The following is a 16999-nucleotide window of genomic DNA, read 5'->3' as shown; positions in this document are numbered from 1 at the left end:
CCTCAGTCCATCCCGAGCGGGCCGTCGGCGGCTCCGGCCAGGAACTGGCGTACGAACGGGTCCTCCGAGGCGAAGGTCTCCGCGGCGGTGCCCGCATGCACGATCTGCCCCTTCCACAGCACCGCCACGTGGTCGCTGACCTCCTGGGCGGTGGGGATGTCGTGCGTGATCACGATGTAGGTGCCGCCGTGCTGGCGGTGGACCTTCTGGATCAGACGCCCGAGGAGCTTGGTGCGGACCGGGTCCAGACCCGAGTCGGGCTCGTCGAAGAGCACCACGTCGGGCCGCATGACCAGCGCCCGCGCGAAGCCGGCACGCTTGCGCATACCGCCGGAGATCTCGTTCGGCGCCTTGTCGACGGCGGCCTCGAGGCCGACCTCGGAGAGGTGGAACATCACGGTGTCCCGGATCTCGGCCTCGGAGAGGTTGGTGTGCTTGCGCAGCGGGAAGGCGATGTTGTCGTAGATGTTCATCGACCCGAAGAGGGCACCGTCCTGGAAGAGCACGCCGAACCGCTTGCGCAGCTCGTAGCGCTCGTGCTCGGAGACGCCCCAGATGTCGCTGCCGAAGACGCGTACCTCGCCGGCGTCGGGCTCGAGCAGACCGACGATGTGCTTGAGCAACACGCTCTTGCCGGTGCCGGACGGGCCGAGGACGGTGGTGATGGCGTTGTGGACAAAGGTCAGATCGATGCCGTCGAGGATGTTGCCGGAGCCGAACGACTTGCGGACGCCGACCAGCTCGATGCTGTGCGGACTGTTCGGCTGCTGCTCGAAGCTGGTGTGCGGAATCGTGAGATTCGCGGTCATCTTTTCCTCCCGTGGACGTGGCGCGCGAGTCATCTAGTTGCCGATCGGTGCGTTGGGGGTGTTGCCGTAGAAGAGCTGGACCAGCGCCATGCCGATGAGGCTGACGAGGACGAGGTTGACGAGCATCGAGCGCGCCGTGTTGAGGCCGACGCCGACCGGGCCGCCCTTGGCGGTGTAGCCGAAGTACGAGGCGACGGTGAGGATCACGACGCCCAGGACCGTTCCCCAGATGACCGCGAGGATGAAGTCGCGTGGGTTCTGGAACAGGAACAGGTAGTACTGGAAGCCGCCCGGACTGACCGTCTGCAGCAGCTGTACGTTGAAGAGGAACCCCGCGAAGAAGTTGACCACCATCGAGGTGACGAAGATCAGGGGCATCGTGATGGCCCCCGCGATCACCCGCGTGCTGACCAGGTAGGGGATCGACCGGATGCCCATGACCTCCATGGCGTCGATCTCCTCCGAGATCCGCATCGCGCCGACCTCGGCGACGATGCCGCAGCCGATCTTCGCCGCGACCATCCAGCCGAAGACCACCTGGATGATCCCGCGGACCCCGGCGACGGAATTGACGGCGGCGATGTAGGAGTCGATGCCGATGCTGGCGAAGAGGAAGTTGGCGGTCAGACCCATGACCGCGCCCATCATGAACAGCATCGCCAGGATCACCAGGCTGTTCTCCCGAACGATGGCGCTGGCGTGCCGCACGATCTCGGAGGGGTAGAGACGGATCGCGACCGGGATCTCGGCGAAGACCTTGCCGACGAAGCCGACGAACTCCCCCACTCCGTCCAGGCGGCCCTTGGCAGGCTGGACCGGGCGGCGGCGACGGGCGGCGACAGGCGCGACCGGGCGTACCGGTTCGGCGGCGGTCATCGGAAGTTCCCCAGGTTCGGGAAGAGGCCGAGCAGCAGGGCGTTGAAGGCGAGCTGAAGCACCCACACGCCCACGAAGGAGAGCACCACCGCTTGGTTGACGGCGCGGCCGAGGCCGATCGCGCCACCGGAGGCGTGCAGGCCCTTGTAGCAGCAGATCGTGCCGATCAGCAGGCCGACCAGGAAGCAGTTGGCGACCACGGCCAGCACCTGGACCGGCGAGACGTTGGCGAACAGGTTGCTGTGGAAGTCGGCGCTGGACTGCCCGGCAACGTAGTTGGCGCCGACCTGCATCGAGACGATCGTGACGATGATCGAGGGCACCGAGATCAGGGTCGTGAGCAGGGTCAGTGAGACCACCCGCGGGACGGCGAGGTCACGGATCGGGTCGACGCCCATGACCTCCATGGCGTCGATCTCCTCGCGGACCTTCCGGGCTCCGATGTCGGCAGTCAGCGCCGAGCCGATCACGCCGGCGACCACCATGGAGACGATCCACATCGTGAAGGTCCGCATCGCCTGCAGCAGGAGAAGCGGGCCGAAGAGCTGGGTGGCTCCCGCCATCGCGAAGAACTGGACCGTCAGGATCGACATGAAGATGAGGAACCCGAAGATCGCGGCAGCGATCGGAAGCGAAGCCTGCTTCAGGGTCTGGTACATGTCGTCGGCGACGTCGACCCAGTAGCCGCGCGGATGCAGCACCGCGCTCTTCACGATCTTCACGAGCAGGTCGACCATCCCGCCGGCCTCGACCACAGGGCCACGCACCTTCGGCGGCAACCATCTGAGCGAGTTCGACAACGGGTTGTCGTAAGGACCACGCCTGGTGATCGGCGGGGCAGCGGCACCTGTGCTCATACCTGTCTGCGCTCCTCGTGCAACTTGATGGGGCGGGCCGGGACACCGACAGCGGCGGGTTCCAGCTCGGCGCATCGAGGTGCGACGCGCATCACACTCAACGAGGTCATGTGATGCAGGTTACGGGATAATCCGTACGCCTTTAGGTTTTTTTTCTATAGGCATTAGTTTTACGTTCGTGATGCATCGGTGCCCCGCCCCGCCGGAAGCCCGCATCAGCAGGGCGGCCGCGTCCTCGAGTGCGTCGGACGTTGCCAAAGGCGCCGTGGACGAAGTCGTCGTCGCGAGCCCTCAGCGATGGGGACGCGGTGGCACTCACGCACCCGAGGCACGCACGTGCCTACGAGGCCGGCTGAGGCGATGACAGAGGACTCCGGAACGTGAGCCACTATCCGCCGTAAAAGCGATCAAGCCGTGTTCTGAACCTTCTTTCGAAGGTTCAGAACACGGCCCTGATCAGGTGTTTCGGTGGAGGTGAGGGGACTCGAACCCCTGACCCTCTGGTGCAGTTCCGCCCCCGCACCGAACTTCGGAGAATCTCGATCGCCCTCGACAGAACTAGCCTCTGACCTGGGCCGATGTCCTGAACGATGGACATCGGTAGCTTCACTCTACATCGCCGTTTCGTGCGAACTCGCCCTGATTCGGGGCGTCTATGACATCAAAGTGCGGAGTTTCCGCTGACTCGCGCCGCATTGAAGCACCACAAGAGCAGCTTCGGCAGAGCGCTGAGTTCCGTCGCTCATCAGATCCAGGTCCTCAGCGAAGCCGTCCTTGGCACGCTCGGCCCGGGTCACCGCAGACTCTCACGACGCGCCCCTCGCCCGAGCGACATCTGCCAGACGCTGGATCTCAGCGGCAACCCGACTGCTTCGCGTGTTCCATGCATACGCTGTCGCCAGGTTGGACTGCTGGACCGCCCACACATTGATGAGCGACGCATCACGGCACACGATCTCCAAGCCAGTGGAGGACGGCTCGACCCACATGACGTCACGCAGCGGCACAACGCGAGCCGTCAGCATCCCCACGACGATCAGCCGCGGGCCATCGACGCCGACCCAGGGCCGAATCACGTGAGTCCACGACGCGGCCAGCCCGGCTGCCAACGGGCCCCAGAAGTACCAGGACGCCAGACCCTGGTAGGTCACAGCCATCACGAAGGCTGTAAGCACAAGAACAGACAGGTTTCCACCGACCCATGCCAGTCGACTCGTACCCCAAGCCGGCGCGCCTCGACGCAACAGCCGCAGTCGAAGCAAGGGGTACCCAGCCAACCACCCGCCGCCGGCCCGTAGAACTGATATGGCGGCGACACCCAAACCGGCAGCCACTACGCTGCCCCGCCCCTCGATGATACAAACGGAGCGGTCGGCGCACTCAAGTCAAGCGAACGAATCTCTACAGCTGACTCTGCGTTCACCATCTCTTACCGCTCGCTTCCAGGGCCATGAGCCACTCGGCGAACTCATGCGAGTCCGGAAGCGGCGCGGGGAGAGCGATCGCTGGGAAGCCGAACAGCCTTCGATTTGCCCGCGTCAAACGACGCTGGATGCGCCCCAACCTTTCTACAAATGATTGCTCGAAATCCAAGGTTACCTCAACAACGACCATGTCAATGCCACCAGTTGAATATACAAACGCACCTTCGAACTCGGGCCATGGAATGAAGTGGTTCCGACCATCTCCGTAAGTGACGCCGATCCCGCCCTTCGAAACTGTCACTTCGCCTGAAGGACGAACAAGTTGGAGTGCAATTAGTGACGCAGCAACCAGACCGAAGAGGGTCACGCAGATCCCACCAAAAAGGCCACCCAGATCATCGGGGACAACCAAAATTACACCGGCTGCCACGAAGACGGCGCTTCCCCCAAGGCCAAACCACAGGCGCCGCTTAACTACTCGCAGTCGAACAGTCCCATTCTCCTGCCAGTCGGCGCTCCAAATAGCCCGCAACTCACTGTCGCTTCTCGTCATACCGGCTCTCCCAGACGCGAGGTGTAGGTCGTCGTGGTCGCCGGCAATAGGCCCGGCGTCATCGAGGTCGCCCCGAGTTGGACCCCAAGCGTGCGACCGCCGCGGCCTCCTCGATACGGGCAACGATCTTCGCTACCCTTTGATTGGGGCGGCCTTTGGCAGCATTTCCGTAACCCGAGAGCGCGCGTAGAACAACTGGCTGACCGTCATTTGAAACTTGAAGAATCGGCGCCCAAACCAACATGAACTTGACGTCAATGATCTCAGCATATGCGCTACGGATGTTCACCAGGCGGATCGTTCGATTCCACAAGAATCCCCACCGTTTAACCTTCAGCTTCGAAGCGGTCAGTACGCCCCATGGCAGGAGAGATCTTACGGAGAGCACCAGCATCAAGACTGAAACAGCATTACCGATTCTTGTTTCACTACCCAGGGCGCCTAAGCAGATCATCAACAGAATACCAACGACCACCAACGACCAAGGGGTCCAGAAAAAGACGCGACGACTCCTCTGAATCACTAACGAAACACTCCTGCCTGCGTACTGAACAACCCGGCATACGCTGCCCCATCACGCTTCCCCTGGGCCAACAAACCGGCGCATAAGCTCAACACGCTGTTGCACCTTTACGTTCGGCGGACCATCCCACGACCTGCCATACCCCGCCAGTGATCGAATCTTCAGCGGGCGCTTGCGGCCACGCAAACGGACCACCGGCGCCCACGTCGGCCGACTCGGCGATCCTCCGTCGATCAACTCCGCATCCACCGAGAAGATCTCATCGCGATGAAACCTGAACGTCCAATAGATACGACGTACGATCATCGTCTCGTTCCGCAACGTGACTCCCGTAACCGCAGTACGAACTGCGACCAGCACACCGACACCTCCGATTGCTCGGGCCGCTGTGTCTGGCTGCGACATCAATGCCAGCGGGAGCCACCCAATCACAGCTGCCAGCACCAAACACCACGGACTCCAGAGCCGAACAGTCCTCACGCTGTCTCCACCGATCATCGGAAAACCATTGCTTGAGCTGACATATCGGCCCCGGCAACGGCGACCCCGACCTGAGTGCTCATCGCAAACTCCGACGCGTGGCCAGGTCGCCCTTGGAGCCCGGCAAAGGGCCTCGGCGCGACGCGTGCGGCCGCGTACCCGCCTTTGATGGCATGGCCCACACCTGCGCCACTGACAGCAAACGCTGAGCCGACAGCCCATCGCTTGTACGTTTCTTTGTTACGCAGTGTCTCTCCGACGCTCTGTCCCGTCGCGGACTGGACGCTCGCCTGAGCCGATATACCAGCCATCGCCACACCTAGCACCGCACAGGCGGCAAGCCCGACGCCAGGAACCAAGCACCCGGCCACAGCCGCAACCGTGGCAATCGTCCCCCGGTTATCCACGAGCCATTGGCCCGCGTCTGACGCAGCGTTCGCAATGCTTTGCCCAGCGCTCTTGATACCTGCGGTGACTGCATCGCGAGCCCTCTGGTCCGCCTTCGCCGCAGCCTTCGCCAATCTCTCGACGTGTTCAGCATGCCGCTTCGCAGCCGCCCAGGCATCACGAGCCTTCTGTTTGCCCCACGCCTTCGCCGAACTGCCAGCCCGCTGCAACGTCCCACCCGGATCGCGCGCAAAGCTCCGTACCCCGGAAACCACCCGTTGCACTGTCGGTGAGGACGACACCCCTTTCGCCACGTACGAGATCGCCCGACCAACCGGCGTCGTCTTGACCACCGACCAGATCGCCCGACTCACCGACTTCACCACTGCAACCACGGGCTTCGTGTGCCTCTTCACAGCACTCACGACCTTCGATGCAGCCTTCTTCGCCTTGCTCACCAGACCGCCCAGCCACATCCCCGAGGGATCCGACCACGTCACCGGATTCGAGTTCGCATAGCTATAGGCAGCCCACTGCTGCGGATCAGTCACATCCATGATCGGATCCGGAGAGATGAACTTCCCCAGACCTGGGTCGTAGTACCGGGCACCGACCTGCACCAGACCAGTCGCATCAGCCGGCTTGTCAAGGAACCCGTGATCACCCGTCCACGTCGGAACCGCGCCACGCTGACCACCGTAGGGGTCCATGTAGCGCCGGTGGACGGTGTTGGTTGCCTGGGCGACCTGGACCTGACCGGTGCCGTGATGATCCGCCACGATCGTGGTCGTCCCCGAGGCCCCAGCCGCGGTCCGCACCGCCACGGTCTCCCCGTTGAAGGTGTAGTACCGCTGCGCTGTCACCACCGAGGTCTCATCATCGACCGTGACCTCCTGACCACCCGGCAGATACACCGTGGTCTTGCCGTCCTGCTTCCGCACCAGACGATCACCATCAGCGGTATAGGTGTAGGTCGAAGCGTCTCCGCCGTCCTCGGTCACCGACGCGAGCTCACCCTCCGCATCCCACGCCAACGACTGCGCCGGCTCACCGGCGACCGCGCGGGTGGTCATGTTCCCCGCCGCGTCATAGTCATACGTGTTCGTCACGCTGGTCCCACCCGTGGTGGTCTCCACCGACGACACCGCATGCGCCTTCGCACCACCAGCCGCCGGGTAGGCATAGGTCGAAACCGCATCCGTCGAACCATGCTGCGTCAGGCTCGTCCGGTTACCGACCTTGTCGAACCGGTACGAAGTCCAATACTCCGCCGCACCACCCAAACCAGCCACGCTCGGTGCCGCCGCACAATCACCCGACTCCGGGGTCCACGCCTCCGCCAACCGGCGTAGACCGTCGTAGTCGAAACACTGCACATCCCCGGCCACACCCGTCGCGGTCGGCCTGTTCGCAATCGCCCGCACATTCCCGGCATCGTCATAGGAATAGGCAGCGTCATAGTCATAGCCGTCCGCGCCCTCCCGCGTCACCCACGACTTCTCGAGGCGACGCGTCCCCACCGCGTACTGGTAGTTGGCCTGAACCACATAGTTCCCACCCAGATCCGCCTGCAACAACTCACCGAACTGCGAGTACACAGAGTTCGCGACATAGGTACCGTTCGGGAACAAGCCCGCCATCCAGCCCGCCTGGTTCGCGTCGTCATAATGCGTGGTGACCCGCTCAGCCGACAAGTTCCCCACCTTCGGAAGACTCATCGTCTTCACCCGACCATCGACGGTATAGGTGTAGGCGTAGTCATAGGTCCCAGCCACTGCACCCATCGAGGACGGGATCGTCACCCGCTGGCCGGTCGGCCGGTAGCTCGCGTCGTACCCGGTCGCCTCGACCGAGAAGTCACTCAACCCGTCATGACGGGTCGACCGCACCGTGGCACCCTTCACCACCGTGCCGTCAGCCAGCTTGTCGTAGTCCCACGAGGCCCGCACCGCTCCGGTCGCGCTGTCATCACGCACCGTGGTCTTGCGACCCAGCAGGTCGTAGGTGAAGGCGAGCTTCTCACCGCGGGCGTCGGTGGTGGTCAGGACCTGGCCGGCGTCGTCGTAGGTGACGTGGGTGGTGCCCTTGTCGGGGTCGTTCACCTCGGTCTGACGGCCCAGCAGGTCGTAGGTGTAGGTCCACTGGTTGTTGTCCGGGTCGTTCATCTTGGTGAGCTGACCGGCCTCGTCATAGTCATACTTCGTCGTCTGATAGGCACTCGCGGTGGTCGCGCCGGTGTGCTGACGCAGCTCGATGGTCTGGCCACGCGCATCGTCGATCGTGGTGGTCGGGGTGGCGCCCTCGGGCGGGTTCACGCTGACGCGGTCGCCGCGGTAGCTGGTGGTGGTGCGCCAGACCTCTTCCTCGTTGACCTGGAAGATCTCGGCGGTCGGGCGGCCGGCGCCGTCATAGCGGGTCACCGTGCGACCCGGCACTGCTGCGGCCGGGACGACCAGGGAGGTGGACGGGTTGCCGGTGGTGAACCACGGGCTGTTCGCCCGCCACACCAGGCCGCGGGAGTCGTAGATCATGTCCGTGACGACCCTACCGGCGCTGGTCTCCTCCGCCGACGGGGACTGGGACTGGCGCTCGCGAAGCAGGCCGTCATAGATCGAGGTGCTGGTCAGATACTTCGACCCGTCGTGGTTCAGGGTCTGGGTGGTGACCGCGGAGATCCCGTCGCCGCCGATCGTGTAGGCGTACTTCACGTTCGGGGTGTCGGTGCCCTGAACACGGCCGGGCTGCCACACCTGGGTCGCACGACCCAGCGCATCGAAGGTGCCGGAGCCGACCTTGCCGTTGCCGTCGGTGACCTTGGTGACCGATCCCCAGGCGGGGTGGACCACGGTGGTGGTCACCGATGCCGACACGCCCGCGGCGGGGTCGCCGTCGGGGTCCTGGCCGGTGGTCTTCACACCGACATTCTGACCGTTCGCGTCGGTGTAGGCGGTGGTGGTCTGCCGGCCAAGGGCATCCTTCACGCTCGTGACCCGGCCATAGGAGTCATAGGTGGTGGTCTCGGTGGTCAGATACTGCGGCGTGGTGCCGTCGTAGGCCTTCAGATCCTGGCTGCGGGTGATCAGGCCCCGGGTCGGGGCATCGCCGAAGCTGCCGCCGTCGAAGGCGGTGCGGACATCGCTGATCACGTCGGCCGGCCGGCTCACGGTGGCACCGCAGGCCTTGGCGACCATCTCGACGCGAGATGTCATCCCGATGATGTTCTTGGTCGTGTTGTTGGCGTAAGTGTTGACCGTGCACTGGTCATCGGCGCTGGTGCTGACATCGCCCAGGTCGTTGATCTTCACCGCGAGGCCGAGGCTGTTGTGCTCGGTCTCGGTGCGGACCGTGCGGTTGCCGCCCGCCAGGTCGGGGGCAACGACGCGGGTCTCGGTCGTCGAGGTGCCGACATGGAAGGCCTTGTCGCCGTCCGCGTCGGTTGCCGTCGCGGCCGAGCGCCACGGGGTCGCGGTGGTCCGGTCGACCTCGCTGCTCCCGTTGTAGGTGATGTCGGTGCGGACCTGACCGGCGAACTGCTTGCGGTCGATCACGCCGTCCACAGAGGCTGAGACGGTGCCGCCGGAGTCGTTGAGCCGGCCGCCGTTGAGGCCGCGGAAGTAGGTGGTGCGGGTGATGTTCTGCGGCTCGTCGGGATTGTTGGGGGCACCGGTGGCGACCTTGACCGAGCCGTAGCCACGCCAGGTCGACCAGGTCCGCTCCTTGGGTGCGGTCAACTCGTCGTCGTTGTAGCGGAACGCCGGGTCGCCCTCGTAGGTGTAGTGGATCTGCTGGGACAGGCTGGTCGCGGAGTCGTTCGGGTCGTCGGTCACGGCCTTGACGACGTACTTGTGGAAGTACTCCAGCACCGGATCAGGCTCACCCTGCGGGATCCACCGGACCGGGAGGCAGCGCATCGTGTTCGACCACGGATTGGCCGGCTTGTTGGTCGCGCTACATTGCGGCGCCGAGTAGTCGATCGAGGTCACCGCGCCGGCCTCCGCGGTGATCGAGGTGAGCCGGTAGCGGTTCATCATCGGCCGGTTGTCGCTGGACGTGTCAACCCGGTTCGCCATCTGGGTGCCGCGGAAGGTGGTCGCCGGCAGCGTGATCTGGGACCCGACCAGACCGAGGTGCTGGATCTTGGACAGCCACAGCGCCGGGTCCGTGTCGTCGCCCGGGTTCGGGAACGTGTGGGACAACTTCCACTGATCGACACTCTGATACGAACCATCCGACTTCAGGTACTGCGCGGTCACCGCGGTCAGCCGCTTGCGAGTGAAGAAGGCCGCCGAATACTTCGTCTTGCAGTCCGTGCTCGAGGTGCAGATCTGGTCGAAGGGCACATCGGGCCAGTTCGACTTCGTCGCGTCAGTCAGGTCGCCCGGCTCACACTCGCTCGCGGCCTGGACACAGCGCTCGGCCATGGTGAACGAGACCCGGTACGGGGCTTTGTCGGTCAGGGTCCCGGTCCGGGTGCCGTAGTCGATACGGGCGAGGTAGCCGCCGCGCTGGTAGCCGGCCACGCCCTGGCCCATGTTGTAGCCGTAGTTGTCCGACTCGCGGCCGTAGACATAGGTCATGGTGTTGCCGTGGACGTCGATGACGTAGTCGAGGTTCCACCGCCAGGTCTGGCGACACCGGGAAGCCCCGAATCCACCGTTGGCGGCGGACTGGTAGCACGGCTCGCCGGGGTGGTTGCCGTAGACCGGCTGGGTCCATGACGAGTAGGTGTTGACAGGGTCGTCGGCGGCGCGCTTGTCGCGGCCGAAGAAGTACTGGGTGCCGTCGTCGGTGGTGACCTTCCAGTACTCCTTGTCGTTGTCCTGGTTCCAGCCGCCGCTCAGCTTCTCGATCTTGGTGTTGTCATCGGTCTCGGCGTGCCACTCGCCCGTGGTGGCGTCCTTGATCAGGTCGCTCGAGGAGCCGCCGAGGACCAGCGTGGCGTTGTCCGAACGCCAGCACATGTCACCGGTCTTGTGGGTGGCGTTGTTCGGCGTCTTCCCGTCCACCGCGGCCGTGTCGGAAGCACAGGCAACGTACTTACGCTCCACATACCCCGAGGCGGACAGGTTCCAGCCGTCGCCGACCTCCGAGGTCTGGTTGTTGGTCGAAGCAACCTTGCCGTCCAGGCTGCCGGAGCCATAGCCCAGGGACAGGTCCGGCTCGAGACCACCCGGGGACGGCGGCATCCGGAACGGGTACGACCACGCGAACGAACCCGACTGCTCCGAGACCTGCCAGGAGGCAGCCGGGCTCAACGGGGTCGCCGCGAACGACCCCGCCGAGCCCGATGCCGCGGCCGCGACCCCGAACACCATCGGCTCGGCCGCCGGGGCCGTGTCGCCGGCATCGCTGGTGGACTGGACCTCAAGAGTTCCGGTGAGGGTCTTGGCTCCGAGGTCGTTGCTGGTGTCCGTCACCGGGGTCTGAGTCCGGCACTCCTTCTTCTCCGGGGTTTGGACAGCACAGGACGGCAACCGGACCAGCCGCAGGCGTGAGGCCAGGTCGCCGGTCGAGTCCTCGGCAAGCTCGGCGTAGTCGACCTCGAACTTCACCTTGCCCTTCGGCGTTGACGCCGCGGCCTTCTCGGCGGGCTCGACTGCGACCAGAGTCTCGACGCCTGCATCTGCGGCGGCGTCCTCGCCCAACTCGGTCAGCGACAGCTCATTCGCAGCGTTGTCGCCGATGGCCGACTTTCGCTCCGACTTCGAGGCGAGTGCCTTGACCCTGATCTTGCCGAGGTCCTTCTCTTTCCCGCCGACCAGGACGCTCTCGGTCGTGGTCTTGTCGCTGGCCCGGCCCTTGCTGACCGCCGGGAGCTTTGATGCGGCCGGTTCCGGTTTGACCTCGCCAACCTTGGCCGGGGACGCCTTGCCTGGTGCCCCATCGGAGGTGTTGGCGGTCTTCGACGGGATCGTCTTCTCCAGCTTGCGCGCCTCGAGCTGGGTCAGGCCGTACTTGCGGCGTTCCTCCGCAGTCCAGTTCTGCCGAACCTTCAACGAGACATCATCGGCAGCAACCGCCGGCATCGACATCGAGGACCCGATCAGCACCGCCCCCAACGCTCCGGCTGTGACCCGGGGCCACCAACGACGCAACCGACCAGACCAACGCCCGGACGGAGAGACGGCTCGTCTCGGGCGGGATGGTCCCTGGAAGTGTGTGGGGGAATCTGCGCTCATCGGATTTCTCGGCTTCCTGCCACCCGAGTGGTGGCGGTTGACGAATAGCGGGGTAAGAGGAGTGCCGCGGGCCCTGGTTGCGGGGGCCTCGGGCCCGCGGCGGCTTCAGACGGGATCAGCCCGTCAGGCGGCCGGTCACTGGGTCAGCCAGTCATGCGGTGACGTCTCCAGCGCAGATCGAGCTGATCGCGGACTCGGGCCTGACCGCGGTGTAGAGGCGTACGTCATCGATCCCGCCCTTCCAGCGGTTCTGCTCGACCCCGTTCCACAGGTTCGACCCCACCCGCACCGGGCCACCCGGGGACCAGCCCGTCGGCTCGAAACTCGTCGAGGTCGCCGCCGGAACACCGCTGTCGATCGGGAACTCGTCCGGCGGAGTGCCGACCGCGCAGGTGTAGAGCGTCATCTGCTTGTTCGGTGCGTCCCACACCGCGGAGAGGTGCACCCACTCACCGGGGTTGACCGGCCGCGCCGAGGTCACTCGCGTGTCGGTCCCCGAGTCCGAGGGCCGCATCCAGAACCCGAAACACGTCGTCATGCTCTCGGGGCAGTATTGCGACCCGAGCTGGCCGAGCTGGACCCCGCCGTAGAGCTGGCCGTCCTGGGAGACCGCAACCCGGGTGGCGTCCTCGACCGCATCGACGCGGACGTAGGTGGTGATCGTGAACGGCTGAGAGGTGTTCAGCACCGCGTTCGGCGACATCGCGGCGTTGTCGGTGCCATCGAACTCAAGCGCCTGGTCATCCGGAAAGTCGTTCGGGAAGAACGCCCTGAACGGGCCATCACCACGCGCGATGCTCGTCGGCACCGTCAACGGGTGCTCACCGCCGGTCACCGCGTCCGGCACTACATTCGGATCCGCCTCCGGGTCCGCGCTGGTGTCATCCATGCGCCACTGAGCCGCCGCCGTCGCGAAGTCGACACTGAACCGGTAGGTCTTCGCGTCCGAGACGTTCCCGGCCCGGTCGATCGCCTCGACCGTCAGCCGCTGCGAGCCCTCCCGCGACGGAGTGAACGTCTTGGTCAACGTGCCACCGATGCTCGAGGCGTTCTCCGTCTTCGGGGTCGCCCCGTTGAACGAGTAGCGGAATGACTTCGTATCACTCGAGCTCTTGAAGGTGAACGAGCCACCCGTGCCGATACCGCCGGCGATCTGGTCCTCCGGATACCCGCTCGAGGTCACCGTGGGCAGTGCCGGGCGGGTCGTGTCGATGGTGAAGCTGCACATCGTGGACCAGTCGCCCTCACGGTTGTCCGCGGTGCTGATGTCACGTCCGCGGGCACGCCAGATGTAGGTCTTCCCATCACTCAAGGTGCCGGAGGGAACCGTCACCTCATGGAACTGACCCGACGCCTTCGCGCCGTCATAGCCGCTCGACCACAACAGCGACCCGTTGATGCCGACGTCGAACTTCGCCGACACGTTGTGTCCGTCCGGGTCAGAGAACTTCGCCGACAGCACCGGAGTCGTGTCCCGCAGATACGTCCCACCCGAACAGGTCGTCGCCGGGCTGGTGGACATCCCCGTGGGGGCCGACGGCGCACGGTTGTAGGTGACGACCAGCTTCGGGTAACCCGACAACGGCATCCCGTACAGCCGCCACCCGTCCTTGACCGCAGAGGCGGACTTCACCATCAGCGTGTAGCGCGGCCAGTTGTCGAACTTCGCGCTGCGAAGGCCGGTGACGACATCCCACTCCTGGTAGCGGGCATCACAGCCATAGTCGATGTGGCCGCTGCGGAGGGTCGAGGAGTCCTGGAGCGCCATCCGCTCGGGCTGGTTGCCCCACGAGATCCCGGCGCCGTAGCCGCCGGTGCGATAGACCTCGACAGCCGGGCTACCGCTGGTGTCGCAGGTGTGCTCGGGCGAATGGACCTGCTTGTGCTTGAACGTCGCGCTCTGGATCTTCAGATCCGTCCCGTCGAACTGGTCGATCGGGAACTGGTAATACATCCGGGAGATCTTCTTAGCCGAGGACCAGCCGTCATAGCCCACTCGACCACGCATGTCATCGGGGGCGCCGTACCAGTCATCGCCGTTGTCCCACACCATCGCCCACCGGTCATCCTGATCAGCGACCGTGACGGTCGGGTCCAGAACCAGAGGGAAACGCAGATCGCTGGCGGTGAGGAAGTCTGCTGGGGTCTGCAGGCGCAGCCGGTCACCGGTCCCTTCCCCGAACATGCGCGACATCGCGCCATCTGCCGGGTCGACCGCCATCTCCATGTCAGCCGTTCGGGCACCAACCGGCTCGGTCACCAGGTCCTGCACCGCGGCGCCACCGGACTCGCCCGCGTCCCATGCCCTCGGAAGATCGGTAGCCAAGACCACGTCACCAGAAGCGTTGACCGCCTCCACGCGGCCCTGATCGTCTGTGCGGAGCTCGGCACCGTCCACCTCGATGTCGAACGCGAAGTCAGCAACCTCCGGCCGAGCGGCCGCCTCGGCGGTGTGCACGACGAGATACGTGGAGAAGGACTCCACTCCAGCACGCACGACCAGGTCGATGTCGGGCCACACCGACTTGTAGACCGCGAGATCGCCCTCGACGGTCGGAGTCGGGAGGTCGCCGTACTCCGCCGGCCAGGACAACGCGAGGCTCTCACCACCGGGGGCGGCGATCTCGACCAGAGCACCTTCCCCGTTGCCGGAGATCGTCATGTCTGCGATGGTGGCGGCGGGCACCAGTCGGCCGTCCCCTGCTGAGGCAAGCGACGGATCCACGTCGACCCAGTCCTCGCCACGCTGAATGCGCACCGGGTCCACTGTCGACTCCACGACGAGGCCTTCCCCGGGCACAGCGGTCACCAGGTCGCGCTCGGTGGTGTACTCGCTGGCAACCACGGACTCGCCAGACGCCTCCGCCATTGCCATCGCCTCGGTCTCTGACAGCAAGCCATCGGAGGTCGAGACGACCTGGGACGCTGCGATCGCTGCAACCGGACCCGCCAGCGTGCCGGCCGCTGCCACGGCCAACGAGCACAGCGTGGCTCCAACGACATTTCGAGCGCGTGAGCGCATCAACCACTCCAACCATGAGAACTGACCTTGGGTGACGTCGAGACGAACCCGGCGCCAAGCAGATCCAGTCCCCCAGCCGCCACGCGGCCCTGAAGCGCCAGAGAATCGTGGCTTAGATCGGATTGCGATCGGCATGCGAGAAGCATCTGATTTGCATGCCGTTGTATTGCAGTTTCGTGAAGGCGATTACGGATTCATGTCAGAACCCGTGATTCCACACCCAAGATCATGGGTGAGCCGGATGATTTGCCTATGCCAACCGTGGTATCGGGTCGCTCAGTCATCGACGCGGCAAACACATGTGTCGTCCTCGACCAGGTCAACGGGCCCCTCGTTCTCGACATCGACGGCGTCGTGCTGCGTCGCGGCGACGACGTGGTGCCGATCACCGTCACCGAGTTCCTCCTCCTGCGGGAACTCATCACACATCCCGAGAAGGCCCTCAAGCGGGTGCACCTCCTCAGGGCGGCCTCACCCGACGGACGCCAGCACCTCCGGGCAAAAAATCTTCCGCCCCATATCCGGCGGATCAGGACCAAGATCGAGGCCGATCCTGACAACCCCGTGATCATCAAGACCGTCCGAGGGCTCGGATACCGATTCGACCCGCAAGGGTGACCTGCGTCCCGACGGCGCCGTAGTTCAACTGCGCCGCCCAGCGGGTGGCTTCCGTCGCCCAGCCGATGGTTATTGATGGTTACCGAAGGTGACACTCGTTCTGCCCGCAAACCTCTTCCATGCGGTCGGCACGCATGCTACGCAGTTCAGTAGTGAGATACCCCCTGACCTGGAGTTTTTACGGTTGGTGACGGTTGTTGATGGGCGGAGGTTCGGCGTTGCATGGCGGGTTGAAGATATACCGCGGCAGTCCTGCTGCCGCGCGGAACTACGTCGAAGCTGATCGGTCGCGTGTCGATGACTACTACCTGGCCGAGGGCACCGGGGTGGCCACTCGTTACGTCGCCAGCCCTTCCAAGATCGATCTCGCCGGGCCGATGGACGGGGATACATACGAGCGTTGGGTCGCGGGCCGCCACGTTGGGGAGGGGCCATGTGCAGGCCGGGCAAAGGGACGGTTGCGGACCGATGATCGTGCGAACCGATTCGTCGAGATCACGATCAACGGCCCGAAGACGTGGTCGCTGGCAGCCGTCGTGGATCCCGAGATCGCCGCTGCCTACGACCGGGCGCAGGAGCGTGCGGCGCAGGAGGTGATCGGGTGGCTGGCCCAGCACGCCACGACGCGCATCGGCCCGCGAGGGCGGCAGGTCCAGATCCCGGTCGAGGAGATCGAGGCGGCGGTGATCCACCATCACACCTCGCGGGCCGGTGATCCGCACCGGCACCTGCATGTCCAGATCAACGCCAGGGTCTTCGCGCATGGACACTGGCGGGGCTTGCACACCATCGGCGTACGGGACTTCCTCGAGGCGATCAACGGAATCGGCCACGCGGTCGTCATGACCGATCTGGAGTTTCGGACTCTGCTGGCGTCGCGGGGATTCCAGGTCGATGCCGACAGCGGTGAGATCGTCGAGCTACAGCCGTTCGTCGCGACGTTCAGTGCCCGTTCGAGGCAGATCGAGCAGAACCTGGACCGGTACGAGGCCGAATGGCGCCATACACGTCCGGGGCAGGAGCCAGGGCCCCGCCTACGGCAGACATGGGATCGGCGAGCATGGGCTGAGGAACGGCCAGACAAGGTCGTTCCGACCTCGGGAGCGAGGCTGGAGGACTGGTGGAGAGATGAGCTGGCCCACCTCGGGCTCCGCAGGCCCACCCGACCCGTTCCCCTGGAGCCGGTCCGACCTGGGACATTGGACCGAGACGCGATGGCCGCTGAGATCCTGACCGGGCTCGGCGCCCGCGCCTCGGCATGATCGTAGACG

The 16999-nt window shown here is 65.0% G+C and carries 9 protein-coding genes; 2 read left to right on the top strand and 7 right to left on the bottom strand.

The genetic code is table 11. The annotated features are described in order from the left end of the window. Window positions 1-2: 2 nt before the first annotated feature. The 7 genes from ABZ796_RS07490 to ABZ796_RS07460 all read right to left on the bottom strand — a co-directional run bounded on the left by ABZ796_RS07490 (window position 3) and on the right by ABZ796_RS07460 (window position 14957). Window positions 3-809, bottom strand: coding sequence for an ABC transporter ATP-binding protein (locus ABZ796_RS07490; protein WP_357335862.1), 807 nt, complete (start codon window positions 807-809; stop codon window positions 3-5). A 33-nt stretch (window positions 810-842) separates the two neighbouring features. After that, window positions 843-1685 carry an ABC transporter permease gene (locus ABZ796_RS07485; RefSeq protein ID WP_357335860.1) on the bottom strand — a complete coding sequence of 281 codons (843 nt, stop codon included), beginning with the start codon at window positions 1683-1685 and terminating at the stop codon, window positions 843-845. Further along, a complete protein-coding gene (locus ABZ796_RS07480; RefSeq protein ID WP_357335858.1) occupies window positions 1682-2542 on the bottom strand; it encodes an ABC transporter permease in 861 nt (286 codons plus the stop codon). Before ABZ796_RS07480 ends, ABZ796_RS07485 begins: the two co-directional genes overlap by 4 nt. Before the next feature lie 806 nt (window positions 2543-3348). Continuing rightward, window positions 3349-3699, bottom strand: coding sequence for a hypothetical protein (locus ABZ796_RS07475; RefSeq protein ID WP_357335857.1), 351 nt, complete (start codon window positions 3697-3699; stop codon window positions 3349-3351). Between the two features lie 262 nt (window positions 3700-3961). Continuing rightward, window positions 3962-4519, bottom strand: a complete 558-nt coding sequence (locus ABZ796_RS07470; RefSeq protein ID WP_357335855.1) for a hypothetical protein — start codon at window positions 4517-4519, stop codon at window positions 3962-3964. A gap of 1017 nt (window positions 4520-5536) precedes the next feature. Next, window positions 5537-11905, bottom strand: a complete 6369-nt coding sequence (locus ABZ796_RS07465) for an RHS repeat-associated core domain-containing protein (protein WP_357335854.1) — start codon at window positions 11903-11905, stop codon at window positions 5537-5539. 334 nt (window positions 11906-12239) lie between these two features. Further along, window positions 12240-14957 (bottom strand): LamG domain-containing protein, encoded by a 2718-nt coding sequence (locus ABZ796_RS07460; protein WP_357335852.1) that lies wholly within the window; start codon window positions 14955-14957, stop codon window positions 12240-12242. A gap of 381 nt (window positions 14958-15338) precedes the next feature. Here ABZ796_RS07460 and ABZ796_RS07455 point away from each other — a divergent pair, with 381 nt between their 5' ends. Both ABZ796_RS07455 and mobF read left to right on the top strand, forming a co-directional pair. Continuing rightward, window positions 15339-15728, top strand: coding sequence for a winged helix-turn-helix domain-containing protein (locus tag ABZ796_RS07455; protein ID WP_357335850.1), 390 nt, complete (start codon window positions 15339-15341; stop codon window positions 15726-15728). A gap of 218 nt (window positions 15729-15946) precedes the next feature. Next, window positions 15947-16990, top strand: coding sequence for a MobF family relaxase (gene mobF, locus ABZ796_RS07450; RefSeq protein ID WP_357335849.1), 1044 nt, complete (start codon window positions 15947-15949; stop codon window positions 16988-16990). The last annotated feature ends 9 nt before the right edge of the window (window positions 16991-16999 follow it).

Source organism: Nocardioides sp. NPDC047086, assembly GCF_040643685.1.
Lineage (GTDB): Bacteria > Actinomycetota > Actinomycetes > Propionibacteriales > Nocardioidaceae > Nocardioides.
The sequence above is the reverse complement of the archived record's forward strand: the minus strand, read 5'-3'. Positions and strand labels throughout refer to the sequence as shown.

Bases quoted from the DNA above. Each gene is read 5' to 3' on its own strand.
- ABZ796_RS07475 (WP_357335857.1), bottom strand. From the start codon at position 3,699: ATGGCTGTGACCTACCAGGGTCTGGCGTCCTGGTACTTCTGGGGCCCG.
- ABZ796_RS07480 (WP_357335858.1), bottom strand. From the start codon at position 2,542: ATGAGCACAGGTGCCGCTGCCCCGCCGATCACCAGGCGTGGTCCTTAC.
- ABZ796_RS07460 (WP_357335852.1), bottom strand. From the start codon at position 14,957: ATGGCGGAGGCGTCTGGCGAGTCCGTGGTTGCCAGCGAGTACACCACC.
- ABZ796_RS07485 (WP_357335860.1), bottom strand. From the start codon at position 1,685: ATGACCGCCGCCGAACCGGTACGCCCGGTCGCGCCTGTCGCCGCCCGT.
- ABZ796_RS07455 (WP_357335850.1), top strand. From the start codon at position 15,339: ATGGGTGAGCCGGATGATTTGCCTATGCCAACCGTGGTATCGGGTCGC.
- ABZ796_RS07470 (WP_357335855.1), bottom strand. From the start codon at position 4,519: ATGACGAGAAGCGACAGTGAGTTGCGGGCTATTTGGAGCGCCGACTGG.
- ABZ796_RS07490 (WP_357335862.1), bottom strand. From the start codon at position 809: ATGACCGCGAATCTCACGATTCCGCACACCAGCTTCGAGCAGCAGCCG.